This window comes from Azonexus hydrophilus (assembly GCF_001956855.1).
Lineage (GTDB): Bacteria > Pseudomonadota > Gammaproteobacteria > Burkholderiales > Rhodocyclaceae > Azonexus > Azonexus hydrophilus_A.
Genome location: NZ_MTHD01000005.1, coordinates 361,374 through 373,621, shown reverse-complemented (window position 1 = coordinate 373,621; position 12,248 = coordinate 361,374). Strand labels below are relative to the sequence as shown.

Annotated in this window: 15 protein-coding genes; 7 read left to right on the top strand and 8 right to left on the bottom strand. The window is 62.4% G+C overall.

Annotated features, from left to right (window positions below):
• The 3 genes from BJN45_RS15240 to BJN45_RS15230 all read left to right on the top strand — a co-directional run.
• Positions 1-340 (top strand): YbjQ family protein (locus BJN45_RS15240; RefSeq protein WP_205750607.1); only part of this gene is annotated, 340 nt, incomplete at its 5' end.
• A gap of 4 nt (positions 341-344) precedes the next feature.
• Complete coding sequence (locus BJN45_RS15235) at positions 345-791, top strand: YbjQ family protein (RefSeq protein ID WP_076096713.1); 447 nt, start codon at positions 345-347, stop codon at positions 789-791.
• A 3-nt stretch (positions 792-794) separates the two neighbouring features.
• On the top strand, positions 795-1,637 hold the full coding sequence (locus BJN45_RS15230) for a M48 family metallopeptidase (protein ID WP_076096711.1): 843 nt from the start codon (positions 795-797) through the stop codon (positions 1,635-1,637).
• Here the strand turns inward: BJN45_RS15230 and BJN45_RS15225 are convergent.
• On the bottom strand, positions 1,586-1,843 hold the full coding sequence (locus tag BJN45_RS15225; RefSeq protein WP_076096709.1) for a hypothetical protein: 258 nt from the start codon (positions 1,841-1,843) through the stop codon (positions 1,586-1,588). The genes BJN45_RS15230 and BJN45_RS15225 overlap by 52 nt on opposite strands.
• 80 nt (positions 1,844-1,923) lie before the next feature.
• Between BJN45_RS15225 and BJN45_RS15220 the strand changes: the two genes are divergently transcribed.
• On the top strand, positions 1,924-2,967 hold the full coding sequence (locus BJN45_RS15220) for a LysR family transcriptional regulator (RefSeq protein WP_205750606.1): 1,044 nt from the start codon (positions 1,924-1,926) through the stop codon (positions 2,965-2,967).
• An 85-nt stretch (positions 2,968-3,052) separates the two neighbouring features.
• On the opposite strand, the gene nudC is transcribed toward BJN45_RS15220, so the two are convergent.
• Both nudC and BJN45_RS15210 read right to left on the bottom strand, forming a co-directional pair.
• Positions 3,053-3,811: an NAD(+) diphosphatase gene (gene nudC, locus BJN45_RS15215; protein ID WP_076096707.1), complete on the bottom strand. Its 759-nt coding sequence runs from the start codon at positions 3,809-3,811 to the stop codon at positions 3,053-3,055.
• A 15-nt stretch (positions 3,812-3,826) separates the two neighbouring features.
• Entirely contained in the window at positions 3,827-5,038 is a 1,212-nt protein-coding gene (locus tag BJN45_RS15210) for an MFS transporter (RefSeq protein ID WP_076096705.1), read from the bottom strand.
• Between the two features lie 100 nt (positions 5,039-5,138).
• Here BJN45_RS15210 and BJN45_RS15205 point away from each other — a divergent pair, with 100 nt between their 5' ends.
• On the top strand, positions 5,139-5,789 hold the full coding sequence (locus BJN45_RS15205) for an HD domain-containing protein (RefSeq protein WP_076096703.1): 651 nt from the start codon (positions 5,139-5,141) through the stop codon (positions 5,787-5,789).
• A 32-nt stretch (positions 5,790-5,821) separates the two neighbouring features.
• On the opposite strand, the gene BJN45_RS15200 is transcribed toward BJN45_RS15205, so the two are convergent.
• The 5 genes from BJN45_RS15200 to BJN45_RS15180 all read right to left on the bottom strand — a co-directional run bounded on the left by BJN45_RS15200 (position 5,822) and on the right by BJN45_RS15180 (position 9,088).
• Positions 5,822-7,063, bottom strand: coding sequence for a uracil-xanthine permease family protein (locus BJN45_RS15200; RefSeq protein WP_076096701.1), 1,242 nt, complete (start codon positions 7,061-7,063; stop codon positions 5,822-5,824).
• Positions 7,060-7,692: a uracil phosphoribosyltransferase gene (gene upp / locus BJN45_RS15195; protein WP_076096699.1), complete on the bottom strand. Its 633-nt coding sequence runs from the start codon at positions 7,690-7,692 to the stop codon at positions 7,060-7,062. Before upp ends, BJN45_RS15200 begins: the two co-directional genes overlap by 4 nt.
• Positions 7,693-7,863: 171 nt before the next feature.
• Positions 7,864-8,088 carry a hypothetical protein gene (locus BJN45_RS15190; protein ID WP_076096697.1) on the bottom strand — a complete coding sequence of 75 codons (225 nt, stop codon included), beginning with the start codon at positions 8,086-8,088 and terminating at the stop codon, positions 7,864-7,866.
• A 104-nt stretch (positions 8,089-8,192) separates the two neighbouring features.
• Positions 8,193-8,777 carry a hypothetical protein gene (locus BJN45_RS15185; protein ID WP_076096695.1) on the bottom strand — a complete coding sequence of 195 codons (585 nt, stop codon included), beginning with the start codon at positions 8,775-8,777 and terminating at the stop codon, positions 8,193-8,195.
• A gap of 14 nt (positions 8,778-8,791) precedes the next feature.
• Positions 8,792-9,088 carry a GIY-YIG nuclease family protein gene (locus BJN45_RS15180; RefSeq protein ID WP_076096693.1) on the bottom strand — a complete coding sequence of 99 codons (297 nt, stop codon included), beginning with the start codon at positions 9,086-9,088 and terminating at the stop codon, positions 8,792-8,794.
• Between the two features lie 332 nt (positions 9,089-9,420).
• Here BJN45_RS15180 and BJN45_RS15175 point away from each other — a divergent pair, with 332 nt between their 5' ends.
• Together BJN45_RS15175 and recJ are read left to right on the top strand one after the other, a co-directional pair.
• A complete protein-coding gene (locus BJN45_RS15175; RefSeq protein WP_076096691.1) occupies positions 9,421-10,458 on the top strand; it encodes a hypothetical protein in 1,038 nt (345 codons plus the stop codon).
• The gene (recJ, locus tag BJN45_RS15170) at positions 10,455-12,143 is read left to right on the top strand and encodes a single-stranded-DNA-specific exonuclease RecJ (protein ID WP_076096689.1); all 1,689 of its coding nucleotides are present in this window, start codon (positions 10,455-10,457) and stop codon (positions 12,141-12,143) included. Before BJN45_RS15175 ends, recJ begins: the two co-directional genes overlap by 4 nt.
• Positions 12,144-12,248 lie beyond the last annotated feature (105 nt).

The following is a 12,248-nucleotide window of genomic DNA, read 5'->3' as shown; positions in this document are numbered from 1 at the left end:
ACCCACCCGTTCAGGAAATTTCGCAATGATCGTCACCAATATCGAAACCGTCCCCGGCAAAACCATCGTCAAACACCTCGGCATGGTCAGTGGCAATACCGTCCGTTCCAAGCATGCCGGGCGCGACATCATGGCCGGCCTGAAGAACATCTTCGGCGGCGAACTCAAGGGCTACACCGAATTGCTGACCGAATCACGCGAGGAAGCCACACAGCGGATGCTTGACCAGGCGAAGGCCATCGGCGCCAATGCCGTGGTCAACGTCCGCTTCTCGACTTCCTCGGTCGCTGCTGGCGCTGCCGAACTGTTCGCCTACGGCACCGCAGTCGTCGTGGAATGACAGCATGTACGACCTGATAATTTTCCTGGTCCTGCTGCTGCTCGGCTATGTCTTCGGACAACGCGCCGAAAAACGGCATTTCAAATCAATCATCGAACGCGAGAAAACCCTGCGCGACATCCTGGTCTTTTCCGAGCGCCGCATTCCGGACGAGGATCAGCTCGAAGGCACGCTGGTCAGCGGCAATGTCGTCATCTCGGTCGACTTCTTCAAGCGTTTCGTCGCCAATCTGCGCAATCTCATCGGCGGTCGTGTCAGTTCCTACGAATCCCTGCTCGAACGCGCCCGCCGCGAAGCCATCCTGCGCATGAAGGACGCTGCCCGGCGCAAAGGCGCAACAGCGGTCTGGAATATCCGCCTGGAAACGGCATCGATCTACAAGGGCGCTGCGCAAAGCATCGGCGCCGTCGAGGTCGTCGCTTACGGCACTGCTGTCAGGCAACGCCGCTGAGTCATGGCCGAGTACGAAAACCCGGAGATTCCGGAAGGCATCAACGTCAGCCCGACGCATCCGCTCAAGGATTTCGCGCTGCTCGTTGGCGGCATCAGCGCGCTGATTCTGCTTGCCGTGCTGGCCCTGTCGCTGCTCGCCGGGCAACTGGCCCGCCACGTTCCGTTTGCCCAGGAGCGCGCCCTGGCCAGCAGCCTCGGCCGCTGGCTGCCGGACGCACCGGCCAAACCGCTGCACCAACAGCGCCAGCAATACCTGCAGCAACTGGCTGAACGCCTGGCCAAGGCGATGGAACTACCGCCGGAAATGACGCTGACCGTCCACTACTCCCCGGCGGACACGGTCAATGCGCTGGCCACGCTGGGCGGTCACATCGTCGTCTTCCAGGGGCTGATCGACACACTGCCCAGCGAAAACGCACTGGCCATGGTCATGGCCCACGAAATCGCCCACATCCGCCACCGCCACCCCATCGTCGCCACCGGCCGTGGCTTCGCCGTCGTGCTTGCGCTATCCAGTCTCGCCGGCATCGGCGACGGCGCGATGCAGCAGTGGCTGACCGGCGTCGGCATGCTGCCCATCCTGTCGTTCAGCCGCAACCAGGAAGAAGAAGCCGACGCCGATGCGCTGCAGGCCATGCTGCGCAGCTACGGACATGTCGGCGATGCTGCCGCCTTCTTCGAGCACATCAGCCGCCAGGAGCCGATGCTGCAGACTCCGGCGCTGTTCAACACTCACCCCGGGCACGAGGAACGCATCAAGCGCATCCGCGATTTCGCGCAACGGCACTCGCCTCAGGCGGCCCCGGCGCCGGTTCCGCTGCCGGACTTCATGAAGGCCGAGTAAGCACGGCCTGGCGGGCGTGTCGTCTGACCGGCAAACAAGCGGGCGAACGGACGGGCAATGACCGCGATGAGCCGGTCCTGCACCGCCAGAATTTCCGCACGCCGCATTGCCTCGGCCCGGATTACCGCCTGCGCGTGGCAGCGACCGATCTGCCCTGCATCGTGCGCTGTTGCGGGCTGCGCTCCCGGACGGGTGATCTGGCTCATGGCAATCTCCTTCGTAAGTGACGGTTCGTACTTTATTGCTACGACCGACTATCGGAAACCGTCACGAATGCAGATTGCTGTTGCAGTTTTTGCAAAACCAGAAAATCCCGTTCATACTGCCCGGCATGCAACTCAACCTGACCGATGCCGCCCTTTTTGTCCGCGTTGCCGAACTTGGCACGCTGTCCGCTGCGGCACGCGAACGCAACGAACCGGTCAGCCAGGTATCGCGGGCCATCGCCCGCATGGAATCGGCACTCGGCGTCCGCCTGCTGCATCGCAGCACGCACGGCCTGTCGCTGACCGATGAAGGCGATACCTTCCTCGCCCATGCGCGGCGCATGCTCGACATTGCCGCCGAAATGGACAGCGAACTCAGCGGCAAGCTGGCCGGGCCAAGCGGACTGGTCCGCATCTGCATCAGCCCGATTCTCGCCCAGATGGTCATCGTCCCCAGCCTGCCCGGTCTGTATGCGCGCCATCCGGCGTTGCAGATCGACATCCTGGCCGACGACCGCGTTTCCGACCTGGCCCGCGACGGCATCGACATCGCCATCCGCGCCGGGGTCGACAACGCCGAAAGCCTGGTCATCCGGAAAATTGGCGAACACGGCCGCAGCCTCTACGCCGCCCCCGCCTACCTGGACAAGTTCGGCGCACCGGCGACCCCGGCCGATCTGGCGCAGCACCGGCTGATTGCCAACAGCGCCAGCCAGTCGCTGAACCGCTGGCCGTTCAGGAAATCGACGCTGGACACTAGCGAATGGAACAGCATCGCTGCCGTCTGGCAATCCGCCGGCAAGGACAAACGACTGGCCCGCAGCGACCGGACCGATACCCTGCTGGTCAAGGGCCACACCCGCGCCGACAGTACCTCGATCGTGCTCGCGCTGGCGCTCGAAGGCATCGGCATCGCCCGCCTCAACGAGTTATTGGTATCGCCGCTGGTCCGCCGCGGCCAACTGCGCCAGGTGCTAGCCGACTACACCGACCGCGAACGCATCCCCGTGTACGCGGTGATGCTTCAGGAACGCCATCGCCTGCCCAAGGTTCGCGCCTGCCTGGATTACTGGCAGGAATGCTTCGCCACGATGCGCACGCACCGCGACGACGAGGCGGGTTAAGGAAGTCATCGCGAGGAGCGAAGCGACGTGGCGATCCAGGGGTTCTGGATTGCTTCGCTGCACTCGCAGTGACAGCGATATCGCATCAATCAGCAAGGGCCGCGTCGATCAGCCGCCGCGAAATGCTGACCGGGTCGGGCAGCAGCGGCAGCGCATCGGGCAGGAACCAGCCGGCGTCCTCGATTTCGCCGGGTTCCGGCGTGATCGTGCCGCCGGCGTAGTCGGCGAAGAACGCGATCATCAGCGAATTGGGAAACGGCCACGGCTGGCTGGCGAAATAACGCAGGTTGGCGATCTCGATGCCGACCTCCTCGCGCACTTCGCGAACGGCGCATTCCTCCAGCGTTTCGCCCGGCTCGACGAACCCGGCCAGCGCACTGTAAACGCCCGGCTTGAAATGCGGACTGCGCGCCAGCAGTAGTTTTTCACCATCGCGCACCAACACCATCACCGCCGGCGACAGGCGCGGATAAGCGAGCAGACCGCAGGCCGGACAGTGCATCGCCGGCTCGTCCGGCTTGATCACCGTCGGCGTACCGCACCTGCCGCAGTAGCGGTGATTGGCCTGCCAGTCGAGCAGTTGCGTCGCCCGACCGGCGAGCGCGAAAACTTCCGGACCGGCCAGCGTGAAGATAGCGCGCACGGAAACCGCTTCGGCGCCGGGCATTTTCGGGAATTCTGCGACGTCGACCGCAACATGCCGACAATCCGCGGATTCGCTGACAATCAGCGCCCGCTCCGGATTGCCGAAATCGGCAGCATGGCCCACCGGGAACTGTGCGCCATCGGTCAGGAACAGCAAGCGATGCTCGCAACGCAATATCCAGTAAGTCGTCTTGTCCATGATGGCTCCGGAAAATCAGGCGTTACGGCCGTGCATGACGATGCGCGAGGCGCACCAGATCGCCGCCAGGTTGGCAACCACGGCAACGTAGCCAACCAGCGGATAGCCGACCATGCGGCCACTGTCGTCCATGTTGACCAGGAAGCCGGCCAGCGTCGTCGCCAGCCCCATCGCCAGCGACTGCATGGTGCCGTTGAGCGACATGAAGGTGCCGCGCAGTTTCGGCTGAGCCGCTGACGCGATGATCGCCATCGCCGGGATCATCCGCCCTGACAGCAGCACGAAGAAGCTGGTCGAACAGATCAGCCAGCCCCACAGCGGCAGCACGCCGACATGCGTCAGCACCAGCAGCGGCACCATCGCCAGCAGGCCGACCCGGCGATAGATCTCGACCTTGCCGTGACGATCGGCCCAGCGCCCGATCAGCCGGGCGCTGATGAAGGTGGCGAAGCCGCCGACCAGGTAGACGATGGGAATGTCCGTCTGGGCGATGCCAACGTTGCTCACCGCGTAAATGGTGATGTACGGAATCACCGTGAAGCCGGAAAAGATGATCAGCGCGGAAAACAGCAAAGCGCGCAGGTGGTTGCCGTCGGCAAGCACACTGAAGGTATCGGACAGCAGATGCGCGCGCTTTTCCTCACCGAGGTGATGCCGCAGTTCCGGCAGGAAACGCAGGCCGACCAGCATGAAGACGACGCCGAGCAGTGCGATCAAGCCGAACGGCGCGCGCCAGCCCAGGTGATTGGCCAGCCACAGCGACAGCGGCACGCCGGCAATGGTCGACAGCGAAAAGGCGCTGGCCACGATGCCACTGGCCCGCGCCCGGCGCGAGAACGGAATCGCATCGCCGATCATGGTGTGGATCAACGCCCCCATCACCCCGCCGAACACGCCAGCCATCCCCCGCGCCAGCAACAGCGTCGAATATCCCGGGGCCAGCGCACAGGCCAGCGTCGCCAGCGCGAACAACGCCACGACTACCAGCAACAGCCGCTTGCGCTCGAAGCGATCGACGAAGGTCGCCGCCAGCACGCCGGAAGCCGCCGCACTGAAACTGTAGGACGCCACCAGCAAACCGAACTCGTGCGTATCGATGCCGAAAGCGGTCATCAGGATCGGGCCGAGCGGCATCATGATCATGAAATCGAGGACGTGGCTGAACTGGATGCCGGCCAGGGTCAACAGGAAGAAACGTTCTACGCGCGGGGAAAGCTCGGTGGTCATGAAGGATGAATCATCTGCAGATGCGGGCGACAAGGATACGCGCCCGGCGCGACTGTCGGTACACTTCGCGACTCCAGAATCGCTCCCATCAGGAAAATCCATGCAGACACTGGTCGACCGCGTCGCCGCCCATATCAAGGCCCGATTTCTCAGCGAAAGTTCCGGCCACGACTGGCATCACATCCATCGGGTCTGGCAACTCGCCCGGCAGATCGCCAGCGCCGAAGGCGCCAACCGCGAAATCGCCGAACTCGGCGCACTGGTGCACGACATCGCCGACTGGAAATTCCACGACGGCGACGACAGCATCGGCCCGCGTGAAGCCGAGCGCCTGCTCAGAAGCGAGGGCGCCGCGCCGGAAATCATCGCTGCTGTCGTCGACATCGTGGCGACCATTTCCTACAAAGGCGCTGGCGTCGTCACCGCCATGCGCACACTCGAAGGCCGCTGCGTGCAGGATGCCGACCGGCTCGACGCCATCGGCATCGCCCGCTGCTTCGCCTATGGCGGCCACGCCGGCCGGCTCATGCACGACCCGGACGAAGCGCCGGTGCTGCACCAGAGCGCCGCCGCGTACAAGGCCTCGAAAGGCGCCAGCCTGAACCACTTCCACGAAAAGCTGCTGCTCCTGAAAGACCGCATGAACACCCCCACCGGCCGCGCGCTGGCCGAACCCCGGCACCGTTACATGGAAGAGTTCGTACAGCGCTTCCTGGCGGAATGGAATGTTTCGGCCGGGGCCGGCGAATGAAAACGCGAAAAACCCCGGTCGACCGCAGCAGATCAATGCGCCGCGTCTGACTCCACCGACTCGGCCGGCAGCAGCAGGTTGAGCAGCACCGCCAGCACGCCGCACAGGCTGATGCCCTGCAGCGAGAAGCTGCCGATGTTGACGCCAAGACCGCCGATGCCGGTGACCAGCGTCACCGAGACGATGCACAGATTGCGCGCACTGGTCAGGTTCACCTTGGCGTCGAGCAGCGTCTTCAGGCCGATGCCGGCGATCGAGCCGAACAGCAGCACCATGATGCCGCCCATCACCGGCATCGGGATGGTCTGCAGCAACGCGCCGAACTTGCCGACGAAAGCCATCAGGATGGCGAAGCCGGCCGCCCAGGTCATCACCACCGGGTTGTAGTTCTTGGTCAGCATCACCGCGCCAGTCACCTCGCCATAGGTCGTCACCGGCGGGCCGCCGAACAGGCCGACGACATTGACCGCCAGCCCGTCGCCAAGCAGCGTGCGATGCAGGCCGGGGCTTTCGGTGTAATCCTTGCCGGCCACCGAACCGATGGCCAGCACGCCGCCGACGTGTTCGACAATCGGCGCAATCGCCACCGGGATCATGAACAGGATCGCCGCCAGGTTGAATTCCGGCGTACCGAAGGCCGGCATGGCAATCCATGCCGCTTCGCTGACCTTGGTGAAATCGACGATGCCGACGAACAACGAAACGATGTAGCCGACAGCGACACCGATCAGGATCGGCACCAGCTTCAACAGCCCGCGCGCGCGGATTGCGGTCAACATCGTTGCCAGCAGGGAAATGGCGGCAATGGCAATGGCCGTCTCATACGGCACGACCTGCGCATCGCCCGCCTTGCCGGTCGCCATGTTGACGGCAACCTGGGCCAGACCAAGGCCGATGACCATGACCACCGGGCCGATGACGACCGGCGGCAGCAGCTTGTGGATCAGCCCGACGCCGCGCCATTTGACCAGCGCCGCAGCAACGTAATAGAAGAAGCTGGCGGCAGCCAGTGCGCCCAGCGTCGCGTTCATGCCCCAGGTTTGCACCGAGTAGATCACCGGCGCGATGAAGGCAAAGCTGGAGCCGAGATAGATCGGCACCTGACGCTTCGTACACACCTGAAAGATCAGCGTGCCGACACCGGCGCCAAGCAAGGCCAGGCTGGGATTCAGCCCGGTCAGCAGCGGCACCAGCACGGTCGCGCCAAAGGCCACGAAAAGGATTTGCGCACCGGACAGTGCCGTGCGCCAGACGGGATCTTGCGTCGTGTTCATGCTTCCTTCGTTCCAAAAATTTTGTCGCCGGCATCGCCAAGGCCGGGAATGATGTAACCCTGCTCGTTCAGGTGGCTGTCGATCGCCGCCGTGTAAACCTGCACCTCGGGATGCGCCCGGCTCACCGCCTCGATACCTTCAGGCGCCGCAACCAGCACCAGCGCCTTGATCTGCTGGCACCCCTTGCGCTTGAGCATGTCGATGGTGGCGATCAGCGAACCGCCGGTGGCCAGCATCGGATCGATGATGATCGCCAGACGCTCGTCGAGCTGGCCGACAAAACGCTCGAAATACGGCTCCGGCACCAGCGTCTCATGATTGCGGGCAATGCCGACAACGCTGACCTTGGCATTCGGAATCAGGTCAAGCACGCCATCCAGCATGCCGATGCCGGCGCGCAGGATAGGCACCACGGTAACCTTCTTGCCCTTGATCTGCTCGATCTCGACCTCGCCGCACCAGCCGGCAATCCGGCAAGGCTCCAGCTCGAAATCGCTACAAGCCTCGTAGCTCAGGAGGCGCGCCAGCTCGGCCGTCAGCTCGCGGAATTTCTTGGTACTGATGTCGCCTTCCCGCATCAATCCGATTTTGTGTTTGACCAGGGGGTGGCGGACTTCGATCACCGGCATGAATTACCTCGCGTGCGTTTGCAGAAAGGGTGAAGGTTAATCGATTCGGAGCTGCCACGCAGTTGACCAGGCGCAATTTCCATCCGGATTCCCGACAAGCGGATTATCACCGGCCACAAGGCAGGCGTGCGCAAGGCAAAAGGGATATCCGGTATCGCTGAAAGTGAATATCTACCCCGCCACCTTCCGCCAGCCCTTCCCCTCCATGCAGGCATGCATGCGCCGCACCGAAGCAGTCGTCGGCATGGCACCACTCGAATCGCTGAAGGTGACGGTCTTGCAGTCGCGGACATCGGCATCGTAATCACCACCGGCCTTTTCCCAATGCCAGGATGGGGCAAGCAGGGAGCAGGCGGAAGTGAAGACGGCGACGAGAATGATCAGTGAGCGGTGCATTTTGGTAATTGGCTGGGCTAGGAGTGCGAAGCAGCGTTCATGACGAAAGGATTGCAAATGCGTTCTTTCGACCCTGAGCGGCCCCTGAAGCAATAGATGAGCAGTCATTCATGGCTGCACTCTATCAATTCCATATACGTACCATCAGGGTAAGGTAACTGACTATTTATTCGTCGGACAAAAACCAAAAGGGTCTCAAGTGCATCATGCAATTCTTTCGTTGTGCCAAGATTTCTCGCTTTGAACGCGTGAATAGCATTTCTTTTTTGTTGAACTAGAGAGAGCCAGGCGTCCCATGGTTCATTCTCCATCCAAATTCGACTCTTAAAAAACACTCGTAATTTTTCAAGCATTAGGGCATCCGGTTCAATGATGGCTCTTGTTCTTTTGTCAGAGATTGCATAGATATCATTCAAGTAATCTTCGTAATAAACAGCCAAAAATAGCTTTAATTGCCCCTCGACAATCGCACCTATATTGGCCCATGCCAGAATGCGCTCCCCTTGTGTTAAGTCCCCCGTCCATTTCTCAAGGCAGTCCGCAAGAGAACTTTGCCACTCCAGCATAGATTTACTCAACAATTTCGATGCGTCAATTGGCGCCCAGCCATCGGATGAACTCCAAAACCTCGTCATGTTTTGCACTAATCGTGCAATTTTCTTGGTCGTTTCATATGTGGTTCGGTTCATTGAGTTCACCTCAGCTAGAACGAGCGCTTGCGGTGAGTTTGGTTATAGCCGACTGCGGGGTCGTTGCTTCCTAATAAGCGGATAAATTCGCTTTCCTTCTGCCGAATTTCCTTCTTGTCATCGGATTCAAAGAGAATTTGTTTTCGCAAGGTTAAATCTTGAAGTTCTGCCTTGGTGAAGTCCTGTTCAATTAGTGCATCTGACCAACTACCAAAGTAGCTTAAAGAATGCCCTTGTCCTCCTTCATCTTTTCCTACATAGATTTTTCCGTTCGGGAAAGTGATTTTGTAAACTACGTATTGAAATGGCATTTTTCGAGGGTGGCTAAATTAAGTTTTCGGTCAATCAACAAGCGGGAGTTTAGCGACGAAATGACTGCTTTGGGTTGCAAGACACAATGGCCGCTCCTGGCCGAATCCAGTCCTAACCCCTCTCCGATCTGGCGCCAATCATTCGACACGGCCATCATCGCCAGCGCAGCAAGGCAATCCGGTGCATCGATCAGACGATCATTTTCTGGATCGCCACGTCGCTTCGCTCCTCGCGATGACGAGCAAAGCAGTTCTCTCTTCACCAATAGCCACCGCCGCCCCACCCACGCTGCGGTGATAAACTCGCGCCTTCCCCAGATGAGTGCTGCACCGTGCGCCTGACCCTGCTTGTTCCCGAATTGATCTGGCCCGAACCGGGCGACCAGTTGACGCTGGACAAGCTGCCGGCGCCGGGTTTCGAGTGGCTGGACGGGCATGCGGCATTCTTGCGGTCGACGCCCGTTTCCTTCGAAAAATCACTACTCGACCTGTTCGGCCTGCCGACTGGCGAGCCGGCGGTTTTCCGGCGGCTGGGCGAGACTGGCGCGGTCGCTGAAGACGGGCACTGGTTGTGTGCCGATCCGGTGCATCTGCGCTTTCACCACGAGCGCATCGTGCTGGCTGACGCCGGCGCCTTTGACATTGACGACGGCGAAGCACAGTTGCTGGTGGCGGCGCTGAATGCGGAGTTTGCCGATATCGGCGTGTTCCACGCGGCGACAGCGCGGCGCTGGTATTTGCGCCTGCATGCTGCGGTCGACCACGTGGCCGAGCCACTTTCCGCCGTCGCCGGGCGGCGCATGGACAGCGAACTGCAGGACAAGACTTCGCCGCTGCATCGCTGGCTGAACGAGGTGCAGATGTTCCTGCATTTACACCCGGTCAACGCGGCGCGGGCCAGCGCCGGCAAGCCGGCGATCAACAGCCTGTGGCTGTGGGGCGCCGGGACTGCTGGGCAGCCGGCTGGCGCAGTGGATGCGCTGTTCGCCGACGATCCGCTGGCCATCGGCCTCGGCCGCGCCGCCGGCATTGCCGTGCAGCCCCGGCCGGCAAGCCTGGCCGACGTGCTCGACAGCCGCGCGCAGACGCCGCTGGTGGTGCTCGACCAGTTGCTGCCGACCATCCTCTACGAAAACCCGGAAAACTGGCGGCAGACGTTTGCCGACCTGGAAAACCACTGGTTCGCTCCCTTGCGCGGTCAACTGGGTAAAACCGTGAAAAACCTCGACATCGTCGCGCCGACCATCTACGGCCGGCTGCAATGGACGATCAGCGGTGGCGAGCGCTGGAAGTTCTGGAAGAAAGGCCGCTCGCCGGCCGTCATTGCCAACGCGCTGGCCGCCACAGCGCCGGAAGGAAAACCGTCTTGACCCGCATCGTCACCCGCAGCGCGCCCCAGCGTACCGTCTGGCAACTCGAACAACAGGGCCTGCATCCCCTGCTCGCCCGGCTTTACGCCGCGCGCGGCGTCACCGACAAGAGCGAACTCGACTACGAACTGAAGTCGCTGCTGCCGCCAACCGCACTGACGCACGCCAACGACGCCGCCAGCCTGCTCGCCGACGCCATCGAGGCCGAGGCAAAAATGCTGATCATCGGCGACTACGACTGCGACGGCGCCACCGCCACCGCGGTCGGCATGCGCGCGCTGAAGGCGCTCGGCGCCGACGTCGATTTCCTGCTACCCGACCGCTTCAAGCTCGGCTACGGGCTGTCGCCGGAGATCGTCGATGTCGCCGCGCAGCAATCGCCGGACCTGATCATCACCGTCGACAACGGCATCGCCAGCCTCGAAGGCGTCACCCGCGCCCAGCAGCACGGCATCGCCACGCTGATCACTGACCATCACCTGCCGGCAGAGACGCTGCCGGACGCCGATTGCATCGTCAATCCGAACCAGCCCGGCTGCGACTTCCCGTCGAAGTGCATCGCCGGCGTCGGCGTGATGTTCTACGTGATGCTGGCGCTGCGCGCCGAACTGCGCGAGCGCGGCTTTTTCGCGGACCGCCCGGAACCCAATTTCGCCGACCTGCTCGATCTGGTCGCGCTCGGCACCGTCGCCGACGTCGTCAAGCTCGACCGCAACAACCGCATCCTGGTCAGCCAGGGCTTGAAGCGCATGCGCGCCGGCCGGCTGCAGCCGGGCATCGCGGCGCTGTTCAAGGCGGCCGGGCGCGATGCGCGCAAGGCCACCGCCTTCGACCTCGGCTTCCTGATCGGACCGCGCCTGAACGCCGCCGGCCGCCTCGCCGACATGCGCCTGGGTGTCGAATGCCTGCTCACCGACGACCCGGCGCGGGCGCTGAACATCGCTCAGGAACTCGACAACCTCAACCGCGAACGCCGCGAAATCGAATCCGGCATGCAGGAACAGGCGCTGGCGCTGCTGGAAACAATGGATATTGAAGCCGCCGCGCCCGGTGTCGCCCTGTTCGACCCCGGCTGGCACGAAGGCGTGGTCGGCATCCTCGCCTCGCGCATCAAGGACAAGCTGCACCGGCCGGTATTCGCCTTCGCCCAGAGCGAGGGCGACATCGTCAAGGGCTCCGGCCGCTCGATCCCCGGCCTGCACCTGCGCGACGCGCTCGACCTCGTCGCCAAGCGCGCCCCCGGTCTGCTCGTCCGCTTCGGCGGCCACGCGATGGCTGCCGGTGTGACGCTGAAAGCCGGCGATTTTGAACGCTTCCAGGCCATGTTCGCCGAAGTCGCCGGCCAACTCCTCGCCCCGGCCGACCTCACCCGCACGCTGGAAACCGACGGCCCGCTCGAAGGCGGCTACATCAGCCTGGAAACCGCCAAGCTGCTGGAAAACGAAATCTGGGGCCAAGGCTTCCCGGCGCCGCTGTTCTGCGACGAGTTCGAAGTCGAACAGCAACGCGTACTCAAGGAAAAGCACCTGAAACTGCGCCTGCGTAAGGGCAACAGCCGGATCGAGGCAATCCAGTTCAACTTCTCCACCCAGCCCGGCCACAACACCCGCGCCGCCTACCGCTTGTCGATCAACGAATACATGGGCGTCGAGAATCCGCAGTTGATGATCGAACATCTGGAATAAACCCGCCGCACCCCGAAAAAAGCCCGGTTCTTGCGGTCGACCGCAAAAAACCGGGCTTTTTCATCTGGCACACCATCGCGCATGGCATACTTCAGGCCATGACAA